Source organism: Mycobacterium sp. E787 (genome assembly GCF_001668725.1).
GTDB lineage: Bacteria > Actinomycetota > Actinomycetes > Mycobacteriales > Mycobacteriaceae > Mycobacterium.
In genome coordinates this window covers 1-24,166 of the sequence record NZ_LZKL01000022.1, presented here as the reverse complement: position 1 = coordinate 24,166, position 24,166 = coordinate 1, and the positions used below count along the sequence as shown (strand labels likewise).

24 protein-coding genes are annotated in these 24,166 nt (G+C 69.3%); 15 read left to right on the top strand and 9 right to left on the bottom strand.

The window, feature by feature from the left end; all coding sequences use genetic code 11:
- Positions 1 to 3: 3 nt before the first annotated feature.
- Together A5705_RS03825 and A5705_RS03820 are read right to left on the bottom strand one after the other, a co-directional pair.
- Positions 4 to 312: a PE family protein gene (locus tag A5705_RS03825; RefSeq protein WP_068275519.1), complete on the bottom strand. Its 309-nt coding sequence runs from the start codon at positions 310 to 312 to the stop codon at positions 4 to 6.
- Positions 313 to 481: 169 nt separating this feature from the next.
- Complete coding sequence (locus tag A5705_RS03820) at positions 482 to 1,381, bottom strand: oxygenase MpaB family protein (protein ID WP_068275516.1); 900 nt, start codon at positions 1,379 to 1,381, stop codon at positions 482 to 484.
- 82 nt (positions 1,382 to 1,463) lie between these two features.
- Here A5705_RS03820 and A5705_RS03815 point away from each other — a divergent pair, with 82 nt between their 5' ends.
- Positions 1,464 to 2,168, top strand: a complete 705-nt coding sequence (locus tag A5705_RS03815) for a TetR/AcrR family transcriptional regulator (protein WP_067874613.1) — start codon at positions 1,464 to 1,466, stop codon at positions 2,166 to 2,168.
- On the opposite strand, the gene A5705_RS03810 is transcribed toward A5705_RS03815, so the two are convergent.
- Together A5705_RS03810 and A5705_RS03805 are read right to left on the bottom strand one after the other, a co-directional pair.
- Positions 2,101 to 2,649, bottom strand: a complete 549-nt coding sequence (locus A5705_RS03810) for a hypothetical protein (protein ID WP_067874610.1) — start codon at positions 2,647 to 2,649, stop codon at positions 2,101 to 2,103. The genes A5705_RS03815 and A5705_RS03810 overlap by 68 nt on opposite strands.
- Positions 2,650 to 2,656: 7 nt before the next feature.
- Positions 2,657 to 3,238 (bottom strand): VOC family protein, encoded by a 582-nt coding sequence (locus A5705_RS03805; protein WP_067874607.1) that lies wholly within the window; start codon positions 3,236 to 3,238, stop codon positions 2,657 to 2,659.
- A gap of 93 nt (positions 3,239 to 3,331) precedes the next feature.
- On the opposite strand from A5705_RS03805, the gene A5705_RS03800 reads away from it, so the two are divergent.
- The 4 genes from A5705_RS03800 to A5705_RS03785 are packed head-to-tail and all read left to right on the top strand — an operon-like array spanning position 3,332 to position 8,315.
- The gene (locus A5705_RS03800; RefSeq protein WP_067874604.1) at positions 3,332 to 3,955 is read left to right on the top strand and encodes a TetR/AcrR family transcriptional regulator; all 624 of its coding nucleotides are present in this window, start codon (positions 3,332 to 3,334) and stop codon (positions 3,953 to 3,955) included.
- A gap of 20 nt (positions 3,956 to 3,975) precedes the next feature.
- A complete protein-coding gene (locus tag A5705_RS03795; RefSeq protein ID WP_156738261.1) occupies positions 3,976 to 5,109 on the top strand; it encodes an alpha/beta hydrolase in 1,134 nt (377 codons plus the stop codon).
- On the top strand, positions 5,085 to 6,056 hold the full coding sequence (locus A5705_RS03790; protein WP_231964240.1) for an NAD(P)-dependent oxidoreductase: 972 nt from the start codon (positions 5,085 to 5,087) through the stop codon (positions 6,054 to 6,056). The genes A5705_RS03795 and A5705_RS03790 overlap by 25 nt, the downstream gene beginning before the upstream one ends.
- A 45-nt stretch (positions 6,057 to 6,101) precedes the next feature.
- Positions 6,102 to 8,315 carry an acyl-CoA dehydrogenase gene (locus tag A5705_RS03785; protein ID WP_067874599.1) on the top strand — a complete coding sequence of 738 codons (2,214 nt, stop codon included), beginning with the start codon at positions 6,102 to 6,104 and terminating at the stop codon, positions 8,313 to 8,315.
- Positions 8,316 to 8,403: 88 nt separating this feature from the next.
- Here A5705_RS03785 and A5705_RS03780 read toward each other — a convergent pair whose 3' ends face one another.
- Entirely contained in the window at positions 8,404 to 8,832 is a 429-nt protein-coding gene (locus tag A5705_RS03780) for a hypothetical protein (protein ID WP_197516890.1), read from the bottom strand.
- 475 nt (positions 8,833 to 9,307) lie between these two features.
- Between A5705_RS03780 and A5705_RS03775 the strand changes: the two genes are divergently transcribed.
- Positions 9,308 to 9,628: an ATPase gene (locus tag A5705_RS03775; RefSeq protein WP_067874593.1), complete on the top strand. Its 321-nt coding sequence runs from the start codon at positions 9,308 to 9,310 to the stop codon at positions 9,626 to 9,628.
- Positions 9,629 to 9,637: 9 nt separating this feature from the next.
- On the opposite strand, the gene fadD2 is transcribed toward A5705_RS03775, so the two are convergent.
- On the bottom strand, positions 9,638 to 11,317 hold the full coding sequence (fadD2, locus tag A5705_RS03770) for a long-chain-fatty-acid--CoA ligase FadD2 (protein WP_067874590.1): 1,680 nt from the start codon (positions 11,315 to 11,317) through the stop codon (positions 9,638 to 9,640).
- Between the two features lie 58 nt (positions 11,318 to 11,375).
- Between fadD2 and A5705_RS03765 the strand changes: the two genes are divergently transcribed.
- Positions 11,376 to 12,620 (top strand): DNA polymerase domain-containing protein, encoded by a 1,245-nt coding sequence (locus A5705_RS03765; RefSeq protein ID WP_067874586.1) that lies wholly within the window; start codon positions 11,376 to 11,378, stop codon positions 12,618 to 12,620.
- On the opposite strand, the gene A5705_RS03760 is transcribed toward A5705_RS03765, so the two are convergent.
- Positions 12,617 to 14,026, bottom strand: coding sequence for a NarK family nitrate/nitrite MFS transporter (locus A5705_RS03760; protein WP_067874617.1), 1,410 nt, complete (start codon positions 14,024 to 14,026; stop codon positions 12,617 to 12,619). The genes A5705_RS03765 and A5705_RS03760 overlap by 4 nt on opposite strands.
- Before the next feature lie 182 nt (positions 14,027 to 14,208).
- On the opposite strand from A5705_RS03760, the gene A5705_RS03755 reads away from it, so the two are divergent.
- The 8 genes from A5705_RS03755 to A5705_RS03720 all read left to right on the top strand — a co-directional run bounded on the left by A5705_RS03755 (position 14,209) and on the right by A5705_RS03720 (position 21,798).
- The gene (locus tag A5705_RS03755) at positions 14,209 to 15,213 is read left to right on the top strand and encodes an ABC transporter substrate-binding protein (RefSeq protein WP_067874582.1); all 1,005 of its coding nucleotides are present in this window, start codon (positions 14,209 to 14,211) and stop codon (positions 15,211 to 15,213) included.
- 113 nt (positions 15,214 to 15,326) lie between these two features.
- The gene (locus A5705_RS03750; RefSeq protein WP_067874579.1) at positions 15,327 to 16,001 is read left to right on the top strand and encodes an allophanate hydrolase subunit 1; all 675 of its coding nucleotides are present in this window, start codon (positions 15,327 to 15,329) and stop codon (positions 15,999 to 16,001) included.
- A gap of 10 nt (positions 16,002 to 16,011) precedes the next feature.
- On the top strand, positions 16,012 to 16,929 hold the full coding sequence (locus tag A5705_RS03745; protein ID WP_067874576.1) for a 5-oxoprolinase/urea amidolyase family protein: 918 nt from the start codon (positions 16,012 to 16,014) through the stop codon (positions 16,927 to 16,929).
- Positions 16,930 to 16,973: 44 nt separating this feature from the next.
- Positions 16,974 to 17,519, top strand: coding sequence for a GNAT family N-acetyltransferase (locus tag A5705_RS03740; protein ID WP_068275513.1), 546 nt, complete (start codon positions 16,974 to 16,976; stop codon positions 17,517 to 17,519).
- 401 nt (positions 17,520 to 17,920) lie between these two features.
- Positions 17,921 to 19,318: a NarK/NasA family nitrate transporter gene (locus A5705_RS03735; protein ID WP_068275510.1), complete on the top strand. Its 1,398-nt coding sequence runs from the start codon at positions 17,921 to 17,923 to the stop codon at positions 19,316 to 19,318.
- Positions 19,319 to 19,395: 77 nt separating this feature from the next.
- Complete coding sequence (locus A5705_RS03730) at positions 19,396 to 20,547, top strand: uroporphyrinogen-III synthase (protein ID WP_067874566.1); 1,152 nt, start codon at positions 19,396 to 19,398, stop codon at positions 20,545 to 20,547.
- Positions 20,538 to 21,314 (top strand): sirohydrochlorin chelatase, encoded by a 777-nt coding sequence (locus A5705_RS03725; RefSeq protein WP_068275507.1) that lies wholly within the window; start codon positions 20,538 to 20,540, stop codon positions 21,312 to 21,314. Before A5705_RS03730 ends, A5705_RS03725 begins: the two co-directional genes overlap by 10 nt.
- A 31-nt stretch (positions 21,315 to 21,345) precedes the next feature.
- Positions 21,346 to 21,798, top strand: a complete 453-nt coding sequence (locus A5705_RS03720; protein ID WP_067874560.1) for a hypothetical protein — start codon at positions 21,346 to 21,348, stop codon at positions 21,796 to 21,798.
- 4 nt (positions 21,799 to 21,802) lie between these two features.
- Here the strand turns inward: A5705_RS03720 and nirD are convergent, their stop codons facing one another.
- Together nirD and nirB are read right to left on the bottom strand one after the other, a co-directional pair.
- On the bottom strand, positions 21,803 to 22,150 hold the full coding sequence (gene nirD / locus A5705_RS03715) for a nitrite reductase small subunit NirD (protein WP_067874556.1): 348 nt from the start codon (positions 22,148 to 22,150) through the stop codon (positions 21,803 to 21,805).
- On the bottom strand, positions 22,147 to 24,166 hold a 2,020-nt coding region (gene nirB, locus A5705_RS03710), incomplete at its 5' end, for a nitrite reductase large subunit NirB (RefSeq protein ID WP_067874553.1). The genes nirD and nirB, both read right to left, overlap by 4 nt.

Sequence of the window (24,166 nt, the reverse complement as noted above, 5' to 3'; positions counted from 1 at the left end):
TGGTCAGCCCCCTGAGACGAGGTACGACGTTGCCGCGGCAGCATCACCGGCGGCATAACCGGCGCCCGCCTGGGTCAGGCCTAGACCGGAGCGGCCCAGATCTCCGACGGCCTCGGCGCCAACAACGACATGCTCCTGGCCCTGGGCGCTGAAACCGCAAGCCGTTTGCAGCGACACCGGATCGGCCGCCGGGGGAACGACCGCGGTGATCAACGGGGTGGCGCTCGCGTGGGCGGCCGCCAGCCGGGCGGTCAACGCTGCGACCGTCGCACTTGCGCCGGCCAAGCCTTCGGGAACGACCCGCAACGTCATGACAGACACTCCTGGGCTGGGATCTGGGCTGATTCCCCAAGCAGACTACTGAAAATGATTGTCGTTAACAACTGGCCGGTGCGCGCGGCTGCGGCTACGCGCGGCGAGCAGGGCGACCGGTCGTGTCGCGAAGCCCAGGCTTGCGGACGCGTGGGCTACCGGCGCGCGGCTACACCAACGGACGGCCCGTTCTGATGCGGCGGTCGACGTCGGCCAACAGGACGTTGAACGGGAATTGCCGGACGAACCGCGGCAGCGTGCGGTTGACCGCGCGCAGCACGGCGATCAACCGGTCGAAGCGCCGCTGCTTCGCGGCATCCCAGGGCAACCGCATCTCATCCCGAAATCGTTGCGGCAGAAAGCCGGTGGTGATCAGCAACGGGAATGAGTCCAGCCGGCGCTGCAGCCCGCCCGGCAGCGCCACGCCCGGAATGCGGCCCGCGGCAATCGGATACAGATAGTCGCGCACGGCATCGTCGATGTGCACCCTGGCCAGCGACTCCTGCCAGTAGCGGTCGAAGGCCGCCCGATCCGCCGGCCACATCTCCGGTGGCACCTGCAGCGTGGTGGCCAGCGCCATGCCCTCGCGGTAATGGCGGTCGGCGTCCTCGCCGTCCAGTTCACCGATGAAGGTGCGGTAGATGTCGACCGCGCCCTTGTACAGGCAGGCCCCGACCCAGAGCTGCAGGTCGACGTCGAAGGCGTTGTAGGGCACCGGGCTGTCGGGGGTGGAGTACACCTGCGCATGGGCCCGGTTCACCGCCCGGCGGAAGGCCTCCTTCTGGGCGTCGCTGCCGGCGGTGGCCACCGCGAGATAGGTGAAGGTGGTCCGCGCGCGCTTGATCGGATGCAGGTCCACCCGGCCGCTTTCGACGCGGCTCTCCATCACGCCGTAGCCCACGCCGGGCCGCGCCAGCTGCATGATCACGTTCGCGGGGCCCGCCAGCAGCGCGACGCCCACCAAACCCTCCTCGATGCCGGAGCCGCGCCGCGGCGGCACTGGCCGGGCAGCACGGGGCGGGTCGGCGACCGGGCGCTCCACATGTGGAATCGGCGGGTGAATGGCCATGATGATCCTCCCCGGCGCAAGCACGCTAAATGTGCGAACGCCTGTTTCCCGATGTTGTCCCGTCGGCGACGCCGGTGTCAAGATGGTGGACATGGTTGAGGGTTCCAGCGCGCGGCCCTACCGCGGCGTCGACGCCGCCGCGCGGCTCGCCGACCGCCGGCGCCGGCTGCTGACCGCGGGCCTGGAACTACTGGGCGCCGAACAGCGGGACGTCTCCGAGCTGACCGTCCGCGGCATCTGCGGGCAGGCCGGCCTGGCGGCCCGCTACTTCTACGAAAGCTTCACCGACAAGGACCAGTTCGTCGGGCGGGTGTTCGACTGGGTGGTCGGCGAGCTGGCCGCGACCACCCAGGCCGCGGTGGCGGCGGTGCCGGCAGAGGAGAAGACCCGGGCCGGGATGACCAACATCGTGCGGACCATCGCCGGTGACCCGCGCCTCGGGCGACTGCTGTTCAGCACCCAACTGGCCAACCCGGTCGTCGTGCGCAAGCGCGCCGAATCGAGCGCGCTGTTCGCCCTGCTGTCCGGCGAGCACGCCGTAGAGGCGCTGCGCGCACCCGCGAACGAACACGTCAAGGCGGCGGCGCACTTCGCCGTCGGCGGCGTCGGACAGACCATCAGCGCCTGGCTGGCCGGCGACGTCCGACTCGGGCCCGACCAGCTCGTCGATCACCTGGCGGCGCTGCTCGAGGAACTCACCAACCCGGACCTCTACCGCGTCACGGCAACAGCGGCAGATGCCACAGCCGCATCCCCGGATCCAACAGCCAAAAACGCCTCATGGTGAGGCGCATGAGCCGCAGCGCGCTGAAGATCATGAAGGCCGCCAGCGGCAGCTCGATCAGCAGCGCCGTGGCCACCGACAGCCGGACGTCCCTGGGGCCGGCGGTCATGAGGTCGAACCACGCGTCGCAGGCCAAGAGCACCCCGGTGGTGAACGCGGCCGGAATCAGCAACTGACGGCGCAGGTAACCGAGAGCGGCCGTGGCGACCATGAACGCCATCAACAGCACGTCGAAGCCCACCCACGTGAGGGTCCAGTTGTGGGCGACGTAGTTCTGCGGCAGCGTCATCGACAGATACCCGAGCCAGGGAATCATCGCGATCGAGCCGCCGGTCAGCAGGCTCAGCCGGATGCGCCGTATCCGCATGAGGAAAGCGGGGTCGATCACATCGCTCAGCGGTTGCTCCAGCCGGCGGATCAGGTCGCGCCGCTGCTCGGGCGTCAGCGCCGCGATCTGGGCGTCGGACAGAATGCCGTCGGTCATCTCCGTTTCAGCGTACGGCCTCCACGGAAGGCCTGCGGTCGGCCGCGGTCTTGGGAACGGTCTTGTTGTCGCTCGCCCCGAATTCCCTGACCCAGCAGGCGAATTCGAGCGTGATGCCGTCGGGATCCTGGAAGTAGAACGAGCGCACGTAGACGCCGGGATGCACGGTCGCCGACACCTGGCGCTCGCTCTCGTCGTGGTTGAGCACCGGGCCCACCCGCACGCCTTTGCCCTTGAGCCGCTGCCGGTAGTCGTCGAACTTGTCCGCCGGCACGTGAAACGCCAGGTGGTTCATGGTGCTCACCGCGCTGGTGATGTCCCCGATGCCGGGGATGGCGCCCGGCGACGAGAGGCCCGGTACGCGGTCGGGGGCATCGGCGAACCAAAAGAACGCGACGCAGTCGCCGTTGCCGGCGTCGAAGAAGAAGTGCTGCCCCGCACCGTCGGGCAGGTCGAGCGATTTGATCAACGGCATGCCGAGGATGTTGGAGTAGAAGTCCACCGTCCGCGCCATGTCCGAACACACCAGCGCGACGTGATTGATCCCGCCGAGCTCGAATTCCGTGTTGGTGTTGTGCGGCTTGATCATCGTGCGGCTCCCATCGATCCGCGGGGGTCATGGCCAAGATGCGAATCTGAATCTAACATCAGGTTCAGTTTTGCTCTAGGGAGGTGCGCCCGGGTGTCGACCGCGGCAGAGCCTGATCGGTGGCGCAGCCAGACCGCCGATTTTCCGACCCACCGAGGCAGGCGCACGCAGGCGGCGATCGACGTGGCCGCCCGAACGGTCATCGCGCGCAAGGGCATTCTGGCGACGACCATCGCCGACATCGCCGCCGAAGCGGGCCGCTCGGCGGCGTCGTTCTACAACTACTACGACTCCAAAGAGGCCATGGTCCGCCAGTGGGCGCTGCGGTTCCGCGACGAGATCACCGAGCGCGCACGCGCGGTGACAGCGCATGGCCTGTCCAATCGCGAGCGCGCGTATGCGGCGGCCGCCGCGCAGTGGCAGACCTACCGCAACCGGCTCGCCGAGATCATCAGCGTCTACCAATTGGCGATGGTCAACGACGACTTCGCGCGGTACTGGGCTGAAATTGGTGCGTTGCCAACAGCTTTCATCAGCGAATCGGTCCGGCGCGCTCAGGCCGAAGGATACTGTCCCGACGACGACCCACAGCTGATCGCCGAAGCGATTCTGGCCATGTTCAACCAGTTCTGCTACGTCCAGCTCACCCGGCCGGACGAACCGGACGACGCCGCCTGCATCCGGACGCTGGCCAACATCTACTACCGCGCCATCTAGGCCGACGGAGGTGAGCCGAATTGACCCGTCGCAACGTCGCCGCCGGGGTGCTCCGCGAGTTCGTCGGGCTGCCGTCGCCCACCGCCGGGCGGGCCGGCGCCGGTGGGCATCCCTGCCAGGGGCTCTATCACCGTGCGGTGGGACGCAAGCCGAAGGTGGCGATGATCGCCGCGCACTACCAGATCGACTTCTCCGAGCACTACCTCGCGGACTACATGGCCACCCGCGGCGTCGGTTTCCTGGGCTGGAACACCAGATTCCGCGGCTTCGAGAGCAGCTTCCTGCTCGACCACGCGCTGGTCGACATCGGCGTCGGGGTGCGCTGGCTGCGTGAGGTGCAGGGCATCGATACCGTTGTGTTGCTGGGTAATTCGGGCGGAGGATCGTTGATGGCCGCCTATCAGTCGCAGGCCGTCGAACCCAACGTGACCCCGCTGGAGGGCATGCGTCCCGCGGCCGGGCTGACCGAGCTGATCCCGGCCGACGGCTACGTCGCCACCGCCGCCCACCCCGGGCGCCCCGACGTGCTGACGGCCTGGATGGACGCCGCCGTCGTCGACGAGAACGACCCGGTCGCCACCGATGCGAACCTCGACCTGTTCAACAAAGACAACGGGCCTCCGTACTCGGCGGAGTTCGTCGCCCGCTACCGGGAGGCGCAGACGGCGCGCAACCACGCCATCACCGACTGGGCCGAGACCGAGCTCAAACGGGTTCGCGCCGCCGGTTTTTCGGATCGGCCGTTCACCGTGATGCGCACCTGGGCCGACCCACGCATGGTCGATCCCAGCATCGAGCCCACCAAGCGACAGCCCAACCTGTGCTACGCGGGCCTCCCCGTCAAGGCGAACCGTTCCGCGCACGGCATCGCGGCGGCCTGCACCCTGCGCAACTGGCTGGGCATGTGGAGCCTGCGGACGGCGCAGACCCGGGCCGAGCCGCACCTGGCCCGCATCACCTGCCCGGCGCTGGTGATCAACGCCGAGGCCGACACGGGTGTGTACCCGTCCGACGCCCAGCGCATCTACGACGCGCTCGGCGGCACCGACAAGTCACGGGGCTCGATCGACACCGACCACTACTTCACCACGCCGGGCGCGCGCAGCGAGCAAGCCGATACCATCGCCAGGTGGATCACCAAGCGGTGGCGCTGAGAGTTCTCGCCCATTTCGTCCCCGGCCAGAAAGTTCTCGACTTCGTTGCGCCAGAATCGGATTGGCTCGATATCCGATGGTGCGCCGAAGACGACGACGCCGGGTTCTACCGGGAGCTGCCGCAGGCGGACGCGATCTGGCATGTGCTTCGGCCCTTGTCGGGCGCCGATCTCGAGCTCGGAGCGCGGCTGCGGCTGGTGCACAAACTCGGGGCCGGGGTGAACACGATCGACGTGGCGACCGCCACCGAACGCGGCATCGCCGTCGCCAACATGCCCGGCGCCAACGCGCCGTCGGTGGCCGAGGGCGCCGTGCTGCTGATGCTGGCCGCGCTGCGCCGGCTGCCGGAGCTGGACCGCGCGATCCGCCAAGGGCGGGGCTGGCCGTCGGACCCGGCGCTGGGCGAGACGGTGCGCGACATCGGCGGCTGCACCGTCGGGCTGGTGGGCTACGGCAGCATCGCCAAGCGGGTGGGCGACATCGTCGCGGTGATGGGGGCGACCGTGCTGCACACCAGCACCCGCGACGACGGGCGGCCCGGGTGGCGGCCCCTGCCCGAATTGCTGGCCGCCAGCGACATCGTCTCGCTGCACCTGCCCCTGACCGCGCAGACCCATCATCTGCTCGGCCGCGACGCGCTGGGCCGGATGAAGCCGAATGCGGTGCTGGTCAACACCTCCCGCGGCGCCGTCGTCGACGAAGCCGCGCTCGTCGACGCGCTGCGCGCCGGGCGGCTCGCCGCGGCCGGGCTGGACGTGTTCGAGGTCGAGCCGGTGGCGCCCGACAACGCGCTGCTCGGCCTGGACAACGTGGTGCTGACGCCGCACGTCACCTGGTACACCGTCGACACCATGCGGCGGTACCTGACCGAGGCGGTGGCCAACTGCCGCCGGCTGCGCGACGGCGAGCCGCTGGCCCATGTAGTCAACCAACCGACTGGTTGTTAGCTTGGAAGATGCTGGGCCGAAACAAGAGCCATGGGAAGGCGACCAATGCCGATCGCAATCACTCCTGAGCACCAAGACCTGGCCGACTCGGTGCGGTCCCTGGTGGCGCGGGTGGCGCCGTCCGAGGTGCTGCACGCGGCCTTAGAAACGGGGCCAGAGAGTCCGATCGAGAATCCCCCGCCGTACTGGCGGGCCGCGGCCGAACAGGGCCTGCAGGGCGTGCACTTGGCGGAATCGGTCGGCGGACAGGGTTTCGGCATCCTCGAGTTGGCCATCGTGCTGGCCGAGTTCGGGTACGGGGCGGTGCCCGGCCCGTTCGTGCCGTCGGCCATCGCCGGCGCGCTGATCTCGGCGCACGACCCGGACGCGAAGGTGCTCTCCGAGCTGGCCTCCGGCGCGGCCATCGGCGCCTACGCGCTGGACTGCTGCGGCCTGACCGCCACCCGGCAGGGTGACGCGCTGGTGATCCGCGGCGAGGTCCGCGCGGTCCCGGCCGCGGCGCAGGCGTCGGTGCTGGTGCTTCCGGTCGCGATCGACAGTGGCGAGGAATGGGTGGTGCTGCGCGCCGAACAGCTCGAGATCGTGCCGGTGAAAAGCCTTGACCCGCTGCGCCCGATCGCGCATGTGCGGGCCAACGCCGTCGAGGTCGGCGACGATGTCGTGTTGCGCAACCTGAGCATGGCGACCGCGCACGCGCTGATGACCACGCTGCTGTCGGCCGAGGCCGTCGGCGTGGCCCGCTGGGCGACCGACACGGCGTCGCAATACGCCAAGATCCGAGAACAGTTCGGCCGGCCGATCGGGCAGTTCCAAGCCATCAAGCACAAGTGCGCGGAGATGATCGCCGACACCGAGCGGGCCACCGCGGCGGTGTGGGACGCGGCCCGCGCGATCGACGAGGCGGCCGAGAACGGTTGGGACATCGTCGCTTCCGGTGTCGAGTTCGCCGCCGCCGTCGCGGCGACGCTGGCGCCGGCGGCCGCCCAGCGGTGCGCGCAGGATTGCATTCAGGTGCATGGCGGCATCGGGTTCACCTGGGAACACGACACGAACGTCTACTACCGCAGGGCGTTGATGCTGGCCGCGTCCTTCGGCCGCGGTTCGCAGTACCCGCAGAAGGTGGTGGACACCGCGACCACGACGGGGATGCGGGCGGTGAACATCGACCTGGATCCCGACACCGAGAAGCTCAGGGGCGAGATCCGGGCCGAGGTCGCGGCGCTGAAGGCCATGGAGCGCGATGCCCGGACGGTCGCGATCGCGGAGGCCGGCTGGGTGCTGCCCTACCTGCCGAAGCCGTGGGGCCGGGCCGCCAGCCCGGTGGAGCAGGTCATCATCGCCCAGGAGTTCAGCTCCGGGCGGGTCAAGCGCCCGCAGGTCGGCATCGCGGCATGGATCATCCCGTCGATCGTCGCGTTCGGGACCGAGGAGCAAAAGCAGCGGTTCCTGCCGCCGACCTTCCGCGGTCAGATGGTCTGGTGCCAGCTGTTCTCCGAGCCGGGCGCCGGATCGGACCTGGCCGGTCTCACCACGAAGGCGACCAGGACCGACGGCGGCTGGCGCATCACCGGTCAGAAGATCTGGACCACCGCCGCGCAGTTCTCGCAGTGGGGTGCGCTGCTGGCGAGAACCGACGCCTCCGCACCCAAACACAATGGCATCACCTATTTCCTGCTGGACATGAAGAGCGAGGGCGTCACGGTCAAGCCGCTACGGGAGCTGACCGGCCAGGAGTTTTTCAACACCGTCTACATCGACGACGTGTTCGTGCCCGACGAGTGCGTGCTCGGCGAGGTCAACCGCGGGTGGGAGGTCAGCCGCAACACGCTGACGGCGGAGCGGGTGTCGATCGGCGGCAGCGACGCGAATTTCCTTGCGACGCTTCCCGAGTTCGTCGAGTTCGTCCGCGACGGCCAGTTCGACCAGGTCGCGCAGCACCGCGCCGGGCAGCTGATCGCCGAGGGCCACGCCGCCAAGGTGCTGAACCTGCGCTCGACGCTGTTGACGCTGGCCGGCGGGGACGCCATGCCGTCGGCGGCGATCTCCAAGCTGCTGTCGATGCGCACCGGCCAGGGTTACGCCGAATTCGCCGTGTCGTCCTTCGGCACCGACGCCGCGATCGGCGACACGGGCGAGCTGCCCGGCAAGTGGGGCGAGTATCTGCTGGCCAGCCGGGCCACCACCATCTACGGGGGCACCTCGGAGGTGCAGCTCAACATCATCGCCGAGCGGTTGCTGGGCCTCCCCCGCGACCCGTAACGCGCCAAAAAAAGGGACATGCCGACCTGTCGCACGTCTGTCAGGTCGGCATGGCCCGGTCTTTGGCCGCTACGCGGGCGGCGCTAGGTCACCACCACCAGTCCCACCAGGGGCGGTAGCCCAGCCCGGGCGGACCCCAGCCGCCGTTGCCCCAGCCGGGATGGCCCCAACCGGGATGCCCGCCCCAGCCGCCGTGGCCGCCCCAGCCAGCGCCCCAGCCGCCCCAGTGACCACCGGGTCCGCCCCAGTGACCACCGGGTCCGCCCCAGTGACCACCGGGTCCGCCCCAGTGACCACCGGGTCCGCCCCAGCCGCCGCCGCCATGGCCCCCGCCGCCGCCACCTGGGCGCAGCGGCGGAGCGCCATGGGGACCGCCCATGTCAAAGCTGTTGCCGGGAGCGGGCGGCGGAGCGGCGTGCGCCGCGGGGCTGCCCCCGAACAGGAGCGCCCCCAGCAGCAAGCCGGCCGCCGCCGCGCCGACCGCGGCCCTACGTAGCGAAAGCAATGAGATCGACATTCTGCGACTCCTTCGACGTGGTGAGGGGATCGAAAGGTTCAGCGCCAACGATCGTTAATGCGTCACCGGGACAATACCCACTTTTCTGACGCCTACACAAATTCAGCAACCTTCGAGAAAAGAGTTCCCAGGAGCCGAAGCGCGTTGCAATGCCTTGAATTCGGGTACGCACAATAAATTGCGCACCTCCTGACTTCAGTACCGTATGATCAGCTGTCATGCCAGTTCAAGCGCAGATTACTGAAGTGCGTACACGCGTATTTGCGCGAATTAGCCCTTCAGCAAATCAGCGGCTTGTGACGATTAGGGCTATTCCGAGCGGGTCCATCTTGGCAAACCGCGACGACGCGTTTTATGCGGTCGTAGCCTCTCATCGCGCGGCGCCGGCCGCGGGGACGTCAGCGCGCCGCCGGCAGCCGGGGCGCGCATACTGATGAACGGATCCACTGATGTCCGCCCCAGAGAAAGCCGCGCGATGACGATCAACTCCGGCCCCAACCGGTTCTCTCGGTACACCGCCAAGCCGCCGCTCCCCGGGCAGACCGGACCGACGCAGCGCCTCAGCGCGCTTGGCGAGTCACCCGCCCGGCCGTCGCGCGATCGACGAACGCGCCGGACCGTCGACCTGCCGCTGGCCACGCACCGCGCGCTCGACGTCTGGCAGCGCGAGGCCGCCGACCGCATCGGGGTCGCCCGCGTGACCGGGCAAGAGGTCCTCAGCGCGCTCATCGACCAGCTGCTGGTCGACCCCAAGCTCTCGGCGCAGGTCACCCGCGCCATCCAGGCGCGCAGGTGAGCCGACGACTCAGTCGATCTCCATCTCGCGCAGCTCCCGCTTGAGGACCTTGCCGGTGGGATTGCGCGGCAACTCTTCGAGGAACACCACTTCCCGAGGCACCTTGTAGCGCGCCAGGTGGTCACGCACGTAGTGCTTGACGGTCTCCTCGTCGAGGTCGGCGTCCTCCTTCTTGACCACGAACGCGCGCAGCCGGTGGCCCCACTCCTTGTCCTCGACGCCGATGGCGGTGGCCTCCACCACGTCGGGATGCCCGCTGATCAGGTCCTCCACCTCGGCGGGGAAGACGTTCTCGCCGCCGGAGACGATCATCTCGTCGTCGCGGCCGCTGACGTACAGCAGGCCGTGCTCGTCGAAGTAGCCGACGTCGCCCGACGACATCAGGCCGTCGATGATCTGCTTGTGGCCGCCGCCGGTGTAGCCCTCGAACGGGAACGCGTTGCCCACGAAGATCCGCCCGACCTCGCCCTGCGGCTTCTCCTTGCCGTTGTCGTCGAGGATCTTCACCTTGACGCCCTTGACGACGGGGCCGACCGTCGCGGCGTTGCGCTCCAGATCCTTGGGCCCGGCGATGGTGGCAAACGCGATCTCGGTCGAGCCGTACATGTTGTAGATCACCGGGCCCAGGTCCTTGAGCGCGCGGCTGGCCAGCTCGGCGCCCAGCTGCGACCCGGAAATGAACACGATCTTCAGGCTGGACAGGTCGGGCTTGGAGTCCATCTTCTCGACGGCGTCGAGGATGCGCGACAGCATCACCGGGACGACGACCATCGCGGTCACCTTGTACTTCTCGATGTCCTCCAGCACCAGCGGCGGCTTGAACTTGCGGCGCAGCACCAGCGTCGAGCCCAGGAACATCGCGATGGTGCCGTGCAGAAAACCCAGCGCGTGGAACATCGGGGCCGGCAGCGAGGTCACCTCGTTGGCCTTGAACGGCACGTGGGACAGGATGCCCCCGATGGGCGCCAGCGTCGGCGGGGTGCTGCGGTTCGCCCCTTTCGGCGTGCCGGTGGTGCCGCTGGTCAGGATGATGATCGAGGAGTGCTTGCTCGCCTTGGGTGCGGGTTCCTTACTGCTGCGCTCGATCAGGTCGGCCAGCGTCTCGTCCTTGCTGCCCGACGGCTCGTCGGCGTCCGGGTTGGTGCCGAGCGCGCGCAGCTTGCCCAACTCGGGCTCGGCCTTGCTGACGGCCTTGGTGTACTCGTCGTCGTAAATGATGAGCTTGGCGCCCTCGCGCTCCGACACCTCACAGATCTGCGGGGCGGAGAACTCGCTGTTGAGCAGGATGACGCGGGCGCCGACCCGGGCGGCGCCGAAGTAGGCGATCAGGAACCAGCGCGTGTTGCGCGCCAGGATCGCCACCCCGTCACCGCCCTTGACGCCCTTCTCGAGCAAACCGTTCGCCACGGCGTGGGCGGCCTCGTCGAGCTCACCGAACGTGAATTCGCCTTCCTCGTCGATGCACGCCGCGCGGTCGGGATGGCGCCTGGCGTTGAGCGACGGCAGCATCCCGAACTCGCCCCACTTGTAGATGTCGGCGGCCATCGCGGCGACGTTCTGCGGCGGCTCGATCCGGAAGGCACCCGATTCGAAGATCTTGCGCACGTAGTGCAGTTCGGCCGAGCCGCGCTCCAGGTACTGCTGAACTTTGGCGACAGCTTGGCCCGGCAGGCCGATGAGGTTAGGCATGGATCCACCCTATGTGACGTAGGTCGCAGTGCCACTAGTTAATACCCCCCGACCTACCATGATGAACATGGCCGGTCCGGTGTCACTGGAAGTGTCCGGCAGGCAGGTCAGCATCACCCATCCGGACAAGGTGGTCTTCGAACGCCGCGATGGCGGCGGCCCGTACACCAAGCTCGACCTGGTCCGCTACTACCTGTCCGTCGCCGACGGGGCGCTGCGGGGTGTGGCCGGCCGGCCGATGATCCTCAAGCGCTTCGTCAAGGGCATCGCGCAGGAGGCCGTGTTCCAGAAGCGGGCGCCCGCCAAGCGACCCGACTACGTCGACGTCGCCGAATTGCACTACGCGCGCGGCACTTCCGCGGCGGAGGCCGTCATCCACGACGCCGCCGGGCTGGCCTGGGCGATCAACCTGGGCTGCGTCGACCTCAATCCGCACCCGGTCCTCGCCGGCGACCTCGACCACCCCGACGAGCTGCGCGTCGACCTCGACCCGATGCCGGGGGTCGCCTGGTCGCGCATCGTCGAGGTCGCGTTGGTCGCCCGCGAGGTGTTGGAGGACTACGGGCTGGTCGCGTGGCCCAAGACGTCCGGGTCCCGCGGCTTTCACATCTACTCGCGGATCGCGCCGCGCTGGGGATTCCGCCAGGTGCGACTGGCCGCCCAGACCGTCGCCCGCGAGGTCGAGCGGCGGGCGCCGGAGGCCGCCACCAGCCGCTGGTGGAAGGAGGAACGCGAGGGCGTCTTCGTCGACTTCAACCAGAACGCGAAGGACCGCACCGTCGCGTCGGCGTACTCGGTGCGGGCGACCCCGGACGCCCGGGTCTCGACGCCGCTGCGCTGGGACGAGGTCGCCGGGTGCAGGCCCGAGGCGTTCACCATCGAGACCGTGCCCGCCCGATTCGCCGAACTGGGCGACCCGTGGGAGGGGATGGACGACGCGGTCGGAGAACTCGACCGGCTGCTGGTGCTGGCCGAGGAGATGGGTCCGCCGGAGCGCGCGCCCAAAGGATCGGGCACCCGCACCGAGGGTGGGCGGGTCTCGTCGAAGCCGCTGATCGAGATCGCCCGCACCAAGACCAAAGACGAGGCGATGGCCGCGCTGGACACCTGGCGGGACCGCCATCCCGCCGCGGCCGCCCTGCTGCAGCCGGCCGACGTGCTGGTCGACGGGATGCGCGGGCCGAGTTCGATCTGGTACCGGATCCGGATCAACCTGCAGCACGTGCCGGAGGCCCAGCGCCCGCCGCAGGAGGAGCTGATCGCCGACTACAGCCCCTGGGCCCGCTACCAGCAGAGCCGCTAGACGCCCAGCCGGCCCATCCGGGTCTTCCTGCGGAGGTAGGCGTACCACGTGACGCCCAGCAGCGCGACGAAGAACGCGATGTAGAAGCGCAGCGCGGGCTCGATGCTGCCGAAGTGCGACTTCGACCAGGCGTAGGCCAGCGGCACCACGAACCCGCCGAAGGCGCCGACGGACGAGATGACGCCCAGCGCCCCCGCAGCCTGGCGGCGCATGTGCACCATGGTGTCCGCGTCGCCGCCCGCGAGCTCGCCCTTGAGCATGAAGATCCGCGAGATCATCCGGTACGTCGAGCCGTTGCCGACGCCGGTGGCCACGAACAAGAACATGAAGCTGGCGAAGAACACCGGCAGGTTCTTGGCGTTGACCGACCACAGCGCCGCCGCCGCACCCGCGGCGAGCATCACGAAGCTCATCGCGGTGATCCGGGCCCCGCCGATCCGGTCGGCCAGCCTGCCACCCAGGGGACGAATGACGGATCCGATGCCGGCACCCAGGAACGCCCAGGTCAGGGCGATGTCGCCGCGCCCGAAGACGGTCTTGAGCAGCGTCGGGAAGGCCGCCGAGTAGCCGATGAACGACCCGAACGTGCCGATGTAGAGCAGCGACATGATCCAGGTGTCGGCGTGGCGCAGCGACTGCAGGACCGGCTTCACATCAGCCTTCGCCTCGGACAGGTTGTTCATGAATGCAAACGCGCACACCGCCGCCGCCACGGCCAGCGGCACATAGAACAGCCCGGCACGCGCCAGCGCCACACCGCCGCCCGCGATCACGATCGGCGGGATGATCTTCTGCACGACCGCCACGCCGAGGTTGCCGCCGGCCGCGTTGAGGCCCAGAGCCCAACCCTTGTCCTTCTCCGGGTAGAAGAACGAGATGTTGGCCATCGACGAGGCGAAGTTGCCGCCGCCGAAGCCGGCGGTCGCGGCGATGGCGACCAGCACCGCGAACGGCGTATGGGGATGGCTCACCACCCACGCCAGCAGCAGGCACGGGATCAGCAAGAGGGACGCCGACACGATCGTCCAGTTGCGGCCGCCGAAGATCGGCACCGCGAAGGTGTACGGCAGCCTCAGGAACGCGCCGACACCGCTGGGCACGGCGACCAGACACAACGCCTGGCTGGCGGTCAGCGCCCAGCCCGACGCGGCGGGGTGGCCGGGATGTCCAAGCGGGCCGCCCGGTGTCATCTGGACGACCACGATGCTCCACAGCATCCACACGCTGAACCCGATGTGCTCGGCGAAGATGGAGAAGACGAGGTTGCGGCGGGCGATCGCCTTGCCGGTCGCCTGCCAGAACGCGGGGTCCTCGGGCCGCCAGTCGTCGATCCAGCGCCGTCCGTGGTGCTGCCCGCGCGGCGGCGCGGCCTGGAGGAGCCCGGTGCCGGTCTCCGGAGTCGTCATGGTCACGGCCCCGACGCTAGGGACGGACTGTTACCGGTCGAGGCGTGCGCAGTTACGTCGGGGATACGTGGATCTCGCAGCGACCAAGGGTCGGTTGTCAGATCTTTTCGCCGCCCCCGGGCTGCGCGGCCAAACCGCGCGGCGCGGCGGACCCGGGCCGGGAAACGCGATAATCTCACGCGATGAGCGGTTGGAATCGACGGGGATTCTTGCAGCTCGGGGGGGCGACGGGGATCGCCGCGATCGCCGGAGCGACCGGCTTCTCGGCGGCGTGCTCGCCCCGCAAGCCGGCCCCGGGCGCCGCCCCCGGCGGGTCGGTGACGATCACCCACCTGTTCGGCCAGACCGTCGTCAAGGAGCCGCCCAAGCGCGTCGTATCCGCCGGCTACACCGAGCAGGACGACCTCCTGGCGGTGGGCGTGGTCCCCATCGCCGTGACCAATTGGTTCGGGGACCAGCCGTTCGCGGTGTGGCCGTGGGCGCAGCCGAAACTCGGCGCGGCGCAGCCGGTGGTGCTCAACCTGGACAACGGGATCCCGATCGACCAGATCGCAGGGCTCAAACCCGACCTGATCGTGGCCGTCAACGCGGGCGTGGACGCCGACACCTACCAGAAGCTGTCGGCGATCGCCCCGACGGTCGCGCAGTCCGACGGCGACGCGTTCTTCGAGCCGTGGAAGGAGCAGGCCACTGCCGTCGGTCAGGCGGTTTTTCAGGCCGACCAGATGAAGTCGCTGATCGACGCGGTCGACAAGCAGTTCACCGACGTCGCCCAGAAGAATCCGCAGTGGAAGGGCAAGCGGGCGTTGCTGATGCAGGGCACGTTCTTTCAGGGAACCGTGGTCGCGACCCTGGCCGGCTGGCGCACCGACTTCCTGAACCAGATGGGCCTGGTCATCTCCGACAGCATCAAACCCTTCGGCACCGATCACCGCGCCGTCATCCCGCGCGATCAGATCAAGGCTGTGCTCGATTCGGCCGACGTGGTGATCTGGACGACCGAGGGTCCCGACGACCAGAAGGCGCTCCTGGCCGACCCCGACGTCGCCGGAGCGGGCGCCACCGCCCAGAACCGCCACGTCTTCACCACCAAGGAACAGGCCGGCGCGATCGCGTTCGCGTCACCGCTGAGCTACCCCGTGGTCGCCGATCAACTGCCCCCTCTGATCGGCAAGATACTGGGCTAGGCGCGGCGCTCGCGGCGGCCTGTTTGAGCGTTCGGTAAGGCGCCTCTGGCAGTGCTCGAAAATCCTCGCGCATTCCCTCCCGCCTGCCCCGATCCCGGAGTTACCGTCGAGTAATGAGCGTGACGGACATAAGCGGGGGCGTCCCCACGGAGGTGTCGACCGAGCTGGTGGGCAACACCGTTCTCGACTACGGCGACCAGGCACTGATGGTCCAATGTGGTAGCACCGCCGAGGTATTGGCGTGGTTGGACGCCTTGCGGGCGGCGGCGTTGCCGGGCGTGCTCGACATCGTCCCCGCCGCCCGCACCGTGCTGGTCAAGCTCGACGACCCCCGCCTGCAGGGGATCGCCCGGCGCAGGCTGCGCAGGATGCGGGTCGCCGCCCGGGCGGATGCCGCGCCGGTCCGCGGTGCCGACGTGGTGATCGACGTCGTCTACGACGGCCCGGACCTCGGCGAGGTCGCCGAGGCAACCGGGCTGACCGTGGCGCAGGTGATCGACGCCCACACGTCCACCCCCTGGCGGGTCGGATTCAGCGGATTCGCACCGGGTTTCGCATACCTGGTGGACGGCGACGCCCGGCTGCGGGTGCCGCGTCGCGCCGAGCCCCGCACCGCGGTGCCGGCCGGTTCCGTCGGCCTCGCCGGCGAATTCAGCGCCGTATATCCGCGGCAATCGCCCGGCGGCTGGCAGCTCATCGGCCGCACCGGCGCCGTCCTGTGGGACCTCGAGCGGCCGATCCCGGCGTTACTGACGCAGGGCATGTGGGTTCAGTTCCGCGCGGTTTGAGGAGGTAGCCATGCCGACCCTGGAAATTCTTCGCACCGGCCCGTTCGCCGTCGTGGAGGACCTCGGCCGGCCGGGGCTGGCGCACCTCGGCGTCAGCCGGTCCGGCGCCGCCGACCGCCGCGCCCACAAGCTGGCCAACCGGCTGGTCGCCAACCCCGACGACCGCGCCACGGTCGAGGTGACGTTCGGCGGCTTGTGCGCCCGGGTCCGCGACGGCGACGTCGACATCGCGGTAACGGGCGCCGACACCGACCCCACCGTGGACGGAATCGAGTTCGGCACCAACAGCATTCACCACGTCCGCGACGGCCAGGTGATCTCGCTGGGCACTCCGCGCGCCGGCCTGCGGACGTATCTGGCGGTGCGCGGCGGCATCTGCGTGGAGCCGGTGCTGGGATCGCGCAGCTACGACGTGATGTCGGCGATCGGCCCGCGGCCGTTACGGGCCGGCGACCGGCTGGCGGTCGGCGAGCACACGGACTCCTATCCCGAACTCGACCAGGCCCCGGTGGCCGGCATCGCCGGGCATCTGGTGGAACTGCAGGTGGTGCCGGGTCCCCGCGACGACTGGCTGACGGATCCCGACGCCCTGGTGCACACGATCTGGATGGCCTCCGACCGCAGCGACCGGGTCGGCATGCGCCTGGAGGGCCGCCCGCTGCAACACCGCTACCCGGACCGGCAGCTGCCCAGTGAGGGAACCACCCGAGGCGCAATCCAGGTGCCGCCCAACGGTTTACCGGTGATCCTCGGACCCGATCACCCGGTCACCGGCGGCTACCCGGTGGTGGGCGTGATCACCGACGAGGACATCGACAAGGTCGCCCAGGTGCGACCCGGCCAGTACGTGCGGCTGCACTGGGCGCGCCCCCGGAGCGCCCTGGCCGACCGGCCGGTTGCGACCGGGGCGGGCTGGCCGTTCTCCTGAACGATGCCGGCGCCGCCGCTGGACAGGGCTGGTAGACAAAGAGGGTGCAACCCCAGGTCCACACCGCCCGCCTGGTCCACACCGCCGATCTCGACGGCGAAACCCGGCAGCGCGTCTGTGACATGGTCACCGCCGCGTTCGCGGGAGATTTCACCGACGACGACTGGGAGCACACGCTGGGCGGCATGCACGCCCTGATCTGGCAGCACGGCGCGATCATCGCGCACGCCGCGGTGATCCAGCGCCGACTGATGTACCGCGACGACGCGCTGCGGTGCGGTTACGTCGAAGGGGTCGCGGTGCGGGAGGACTTCCGGGGGCAGGGCCTGGCGCACGCCCTGCTCGACGGCGTCGAGCAGGTGATCCGCGGCGCCTACGAACTGGGAGCGGCCAGTTCGTCGGACCCGGCCCGCGGGGTGTACACGGCGCGCGGCTGGTCGCCGTGGCGCGGGCCGACATCGGTGCTGGCTCCCACGGGACCGATCCGCACACCCGACGACGATGGCTCCGTATTCGTCCTGCCCGTCGGTCGCAGCCTGGACACGTCCGCGGAGCTGACGTGCGACTGGCGCGGCGGCGACGTCTGGTAGGCCGCGGCCGGGAGTCGGGTAACGAGACATTGGGCGAATTCCGGTTCAAACAAAATGTATTCCAACTCACACCGAATCCGGCGGCCGCGCGAAATCACTTGATTCGGGCCGTAATTACGCGAGGAATTGTCGCTCAGCCATTTACCAGATAACTGGGATTCAACTTACAGCCGATATCGGGCGAATTGAGTTGACGGACTTCGGCCCCGGATGTGAACATCGAAATACGCGGCGGGGCAAGCGCCTTCGTTCCGGGCGCCCGTCGGCGACCAGTCCGTCACCCCAAGGCGCCCAGGCGATTTCGCCGGTGTGAGCGTTCGCGGTATCCCGGCGACACAGGCGTCGCCACCCCGAGGCGCCACGCGCGTCGCCGGGACGACCCTCAAGGAAGGTGCACACGGATGGCTCGCAGCCACCGCATCACGGACTGGAATCCGGAAGACACGGCGGCCTGGGAAGCCGGCAACAAGAAGATCGCCCGCCGCAATCTGCTCTGCACGGTGGCCGGCGACCACGTCGCCTTCTCGATCTGGACCCTGTGGCCCGTGATGGCACTGTTCATGCCCGCGTCGGTCTACGGCTTCTCGGCCGGTGACAAGCTGCTGCTGGGCGCGGTCGCCACCCTGGCCGGTGGCTGCGCACGCATCCCGTACACCCTGGGCATCGCGACCTTCGGTGGCCGCAACTGGACGGCGTTCTCGGCGTTCGTGCTGTTGCTCCCGACCGTCGGCACCATCTGGTTGCTGGCCAACCCCGGACTCCCGCTGTGGCCCTACGTCATTTGCGCGGCGCTGACCGGGCTGGGCGGCGGCAACTACGCGGCGTCGCTGGCCAACGTCAACGCCTTTTACCCGCAGCGCCTCAAGGGCGCGGCACTGGCGATCAACGCCGGCGTCGGCAACCTCGGGGTTGCGGTCATCCAGCTGGTGGGGCTGCTGGTACTCGCGACGGCCGGCCACGAGGCGCCGTACTGGGTGTGCGCGATCTACCTCGTGCTGTTGGCTGTCGTCGGCATCGCGGCGGCGCTCCTCATGGACAACGTGCACCACGGCACACAGCTGAAAACCATGCGCTCGATCCTCTTCGAGCGCGACACCCACGTCATCTCGCTGCTGTACATCTGCACCTTCGGCTCGTGGATCGGGTTTTCCTTCGCCTTCGGCCAGGTGATGCAGGTCAACTTCCTGGCCAACGGCGAAACCGCCAAGCACGCTGCGCTGCACGCCGCCCAAATCGCCTTCCTGGGGCCGCTATTGGGATCGCTGGCCCGGATCTATGGCGGCAGGCTGGCCGACCGGCATGGCGGCAGCCGCGTCACCCTGGGCGTCCTCGGCGGCATGATCCTGGGCGCGGCGCTGCTGGTCGCCGTCAGCACCCTCGACGACCACCAAACCGCCTCACGTTCGGTCAGCATGACCGGCTACGTCATCGGCTTCATGCTGCTGTTCGCCCTGTCCGGGATGGGCAACGGGTCGGTGTTCAAGATGATCCCGTCGATCTATGAGGCGCGCGGTCGCGGGCTGGACCTCAGCGAGGCCGAACGCCGCCATTGGGCACGCGCCAAATCGGGGGCGCTGATCGGCATCTGCTCCGCGGTCGGCGCGCTGGGCGGCGTCGGGATCAACATGGCGTTGCGCCAGTCTTACCTCAGCAGCGGGACCGAGACGTCGGCGTACTGGATCTTTTTGGGGTCGTATGTCGTCGCCGCGGCCATCACCTGGACGCTCTATGTGCGTCGGCCGGCGCCGGCGCCGAGCGCCCCGGGATCGGTCTTGGAGGCCGAGGCCGCGCGGGTGTGATGGTGGTCGCAACAGGGGCAATCCGCCAGCAATTGCGCGGTAACGCGTCGGAAACGTCACAGGCCTACACAGGTCATATGGCCCAACCAAAATCCGCGCCGCTCACCGGCTACCGGGTTGCGGTCACGTCCTCCCGGCGCGCCGAGGAACTGTGCGCGCTCTTGAGCCGGCAGGGCGCGGAGGTCTGCAGCGCGCCGGCGATCAACATGATCGCGTTGCCCGACGATGACGAATTGCACAGTCACACACAGGCATTGATCGCGGAACCGCCCGACATCCTGGTCGTGCACACCGGCATCGGCTTTCGCGGGTGGCTCGCCGCGGCCGAGGGGTGGGGCCTGGCCAACCAGCTCGTCGCGTCGCTGTCGTCGGCGCGGATCGTGTCGCGCGGGCCGAAAGGGACCGGGGCGGTGCGCGCCGCCGGCCTGCACGAGGAGTGGTCTCCTGAGTCCGAATCCTCACAGGAGGTACTCGAGTACCTGCTCGACTCGGGAGTGTCCGGACTGCGCGTCGCCATCCAGCTGCACGGCGCCGCCGACGCGTGGGACCCGTTCCCGGAATTCCTCGGCGGGCTGCGCTTCGGGGGCGCCGAGGTGATCCCCATCCGGGTGTACCGCTGGAAGCCAACGCCATTGGGCGGTGATTTCGACCAGCTGGTCACCGGGATCGCGCGCCGGCAGTTCGACGCGGTCACCTTCACGTCGGCGCCCGCCGCGGCGGCGGTGCTGGAACGCAGCCGCGAGCTCAGCATCGAGGACCAGGTGCTCGGGGCGCTCCGCAGCGACGTGCACGCGATGTGTGTCGGCCCGGTGACGTCCAAACCGCTGATCCGCAAGGGCGTCCCGACGTCCGCACCGGAACGAATGCGGTTGGGCGCCTTGGCCCGTCACATCGCCGAGGAGTTGCCGCTGCTGGGATCGTGCACCGTCAAGGTGGCCGGCCACACGGTCGACATCCGCGGAACCTGCGTGCTGGTGGACGGTTCGATCAAGCTGCTGTCCCCGTCGGGGATGTCGGTGCTGCGCGCCCTGGCGCAACGGCCGGGCGACGTCGTCGCGCGCAACGACCTGCTGCGGGTGCTGCCCGGCAACAGCAACGACCCACACGCCGTCGACACCGCCGTGCTTCGGCTGCGAACGGCGTTGGGCGACAAGAACATGGTCGCAACGGTGGTCAAGCGCGGCTACCGGCTCGCGGTCGACGACCCGCAGGCCGACCCGTGGACCTGATCCTGGCCGCGCACGGCACCCGCCGGCCGGGCGGTGTCGCGATGATCGGAGACCTCGCGGCACGGGTGAGCGCGCTGCTCGACCGCCGGGTGCAGGTCGCGTTCGTCGACGTGTTGGGTCCGACCCCGCAAGAGGTGCTGGCGCGGGCGGCGGCCGGCGGCCGGCCCGCCGTCGTGGTGCCCGCGTTCCTGTCCCGGGGATACCACGTGCGCACCGATCTGCCCGCGCACGTCGCGGCAAGCGGTCATCGGCACGTCACCGTCGCCCCCGCCCTGGGCCCGAGCGGTCAGGTCGCGCGGATAGTCGCCGACCAGTTGGCGAAATGCGGCTGGCGCCTGGGTGATTCGGTGATCCTCGCGGCGGCGGGCACCACGGACCCCAGGGCGCGCGCCGATTTGCACGTCACCGCGACGACGTTGTCGGCGATCGTCGGGTCACGGGTGCGGCTGGGCTTCGCGGCGACCGGCGACCCGTCGGTGGCCGCCGCGGTGGCCGCGGTCCGCCGCGACGGCGCGCGGCGCGTGGTGGTCGCCTCCTATCTCCTGGCCGACGGCCTGTTCCAGCAACGCCTGCTGGCCAGCGGCGCCGACTTGGTGAGCCGGCCGCTGGGCACCCATCCCGGGCTGGCCCGGCTGGTCGCCAACCGTTTTCGCCGCGCCGCGCCCGGGCTCGCGCCCGTCGCGGTCCGGCACGCGTCCCGCCGCCCCAGCCTTTTGCTGGCTCAAGGACCCCACCCCAAAAGGCACGCCGACGCCCGCGACGCTTGATCTTTGACCGCATAGCGGCGATCCTGGCTGCATGCCGCGCCGCGAAGAGCCCTCGCGGGGGCTCCTGGACCCGGTGGCGAAGATGTTGCGGTTGCCCTTCGGCACACCGGAGTTCATCGATCGCATCGTCACCGGCGGGGTCAACCAGGTGGGCCGCCGCACTTTGCACATGCTGATCACCACCTGGGACGCGGCCGGCGGTGGTCCGTTCGCGGCGAGCGCGGTCGCGTCCACCGGGATGGCCAAGACCGCCGAAATCGTCGAGTCGATGTTCATCGGCCCGGTTTTCGGTCCGATCCTGAGGATGCTGGGCGCCGACAAGGTCGCGGTGCGGGCGTCGCTGTGCGCCTCCCAGCTCGTCGGCCTCGGCATCATGCGCTACGGGATACGCTCAGAGCCGCTGCACTCGATGTCGGTCGACGCGCTCGTCGACGCGATCGGCCCGACGATGCAGCGCTACCTGGTCGGCGACATCACCGGCTGACCGCTCAGGCGGCGATCTGGACGTCGCCCTCGGGGGTCACCCGCACTCGATACACCGGCACCGAGACCCGCGGGTCGTCCAGGCAGGAGCCGTCCTCGAGCGCGAAAGCCTGCTTCAGCAGCGGGGATTGGACGGTGACGCGGCCACCGCGGTCACCGACGATCCCGCGCGAGAGCACCGCGGCCCCGGAAAATGGATCGATGTTGCCGACCGCGTGCACCGACCCGTCGTCGAGCCGGAACAGCGCCGCCTGCGCGCCGTCCTCGAGCAGCACACCGACGCCGCGACCCGGAATGAGTCGGTCGTAGGGGCAGGCGGTCGTCCACACCTGAATGTCGTTGAGAACTGTCATGATTCCTCCCACTCTGATCCCACACGGATTCGCGGCATGCCGATGGGCACGGGTACTTTTCGCCCGGCACGCTCGGTGAACGTCACCGTCTCATCGACGGCGTCGGGGGCGTTGACGAAGGAGACGAACCGCGACATCTTGTCCGGGTCCTCCAGCACGCCCTTCCATTCGCACTTGTAGTTCTGCACATGCCGCTCCATTGCGGCCTCGAATTCGGCGGCCAGGCCCAGGGAGTCGTCGCACACCACCTCGCGCACGTGCTCCAGGCCGCCGTCCAGCGACTCGACCCAGGGCGCGGTGCGCTGCAGCCGATCGGCGGTCCGGATGTAGTACATCAGGAACCGGTCGATGTAGCGGACGAGCGTCTCGGTGTCCAGGTCGCCGGCCAGCAGCTGAGCGTGCCTGGGCGTCATGCCGCCGTTGCCGCCGACGTAGAGGTTCCAACCCTTTTCGGTGGCGATCACGCCGACGTCCTTGCTGCGCGCCTCGGCGCACTCCCGCGCACAGCCCGAGACGCCGAGCTTGATCTTGTGCGGGGCGCGCAGGCCGCGGTAGCGCAGCTCCAGGTCGATGGCCAGCTGCACCGAATCCTGTTGGCCATAGCGGCACCAGTCGCTGCCCACGCAGCTCTTCACCGTGCGCAGCGCCTTGCCGTAGGCGTGCCCGGACTCCATGCCACCGTCGACCAGCCGCTGCCAGATCTGGGGCAACTGGTCCACGCGGGCGCCGAACATGTCGATCCGCTGACCGCCGGTGATCTTGGTGTAGAGCCCGAAGTCCTGCGCGATCTGGCCGATCAGGATGAGATGCTCCGGCTTGATGTCGCCGCCCGGGACCCGCGGGACCACCGAGTAGCTGCCGTTGCGCTGGATGTTGGCCAGGAAGTGGTCGTTGGAATCCTGCAGCGAGGCCTGCTCCCCGTCGAGGATGTGGTCGGAGCCGGTGGACGCCAGGATGGAGGCGACCACGGGTTTGCAGATGTCGCAACCCTTTCCGCTGCCGAAGCGCTCCAGCAGACCCGAGAACGTCCTGATCTCGGTGGCCGAGATGATCTCGAAGAGCTCGGCCCGCGACTGGCCGAAGTGCTCGCACAGCGCCTTGGACTGTTCGACGCCCTCGGCTTCCAGCAGCTGCTTGAGCAACGGCACGCACGATCCGCACGAGGTGCCCGCGGCCGTGCACGACTTGAGCGCCGGCACGTCGGCGCAGCCGCCGGCGATCGCGCCCTTCAGGTCGCCCTTGGTGACATTGTTGCAGGAGCAGATCTGCGCCGAATCCGGCAGCGCCCCAACGCCCAGAGCCGCCCCGCCGTCGGAGGAGACCGGCGCGATCAGCGCGAGCGGATCCCCCGGCAGCTCGCTGCCGACCATGGGCCGCAACACCCCGTACGCCGAGGCGTCGCCCACCAGCACCCCGCCGAGCAGGGTCTTGGCGTCGTCGGACAGCACCAGTTTCGCGTAGGTCCGGTTCACCGCGTCGTTGACGGCGACCTCGAGGCAGTTCTCGGTGGCGCCCATGGCGTCGCCGAAGCTGGCGACGTCGACACCGAGCAGTTTGAGCTTCGTGGACAGGTCCGCTTCCGGGAATTCCGCGGCGCCGTCCAGCAGCCGGTCCGCCACCACTTCGGCGGACGTGTAGCCCGGGCCGACCAGACCGTAGCAGCGCCCCTCGATCGCGGCGACCTCCCCGATCGCGTAGATGTCGGGATCGCTGGTCTGGCAGGACAAGTCGGTGAGCACGCCGCCCCGCTCGGCGCGCTGCAGCCCCGCGGCCACCGCCAGCTCGTCGCGCGGCCGGACGCCGGCGGCGAAGATCACCACTCCGGCGTCGATGACCTCGCCGTCGGTCAGGCGCACGCGCACCGAGGCCGAGCCGTCGGAGTGCTCGACGGCTTCGATCGACTCGGTGCCCGTCCCGACGTGCACCGCGATCCCCAGCTCGGTGACCATCCGGGCCAGCAGCGCGCCGCCGGCCTCGTCGATCTGCTGGGCCATCAGCCGTGGCATCATCTCGACG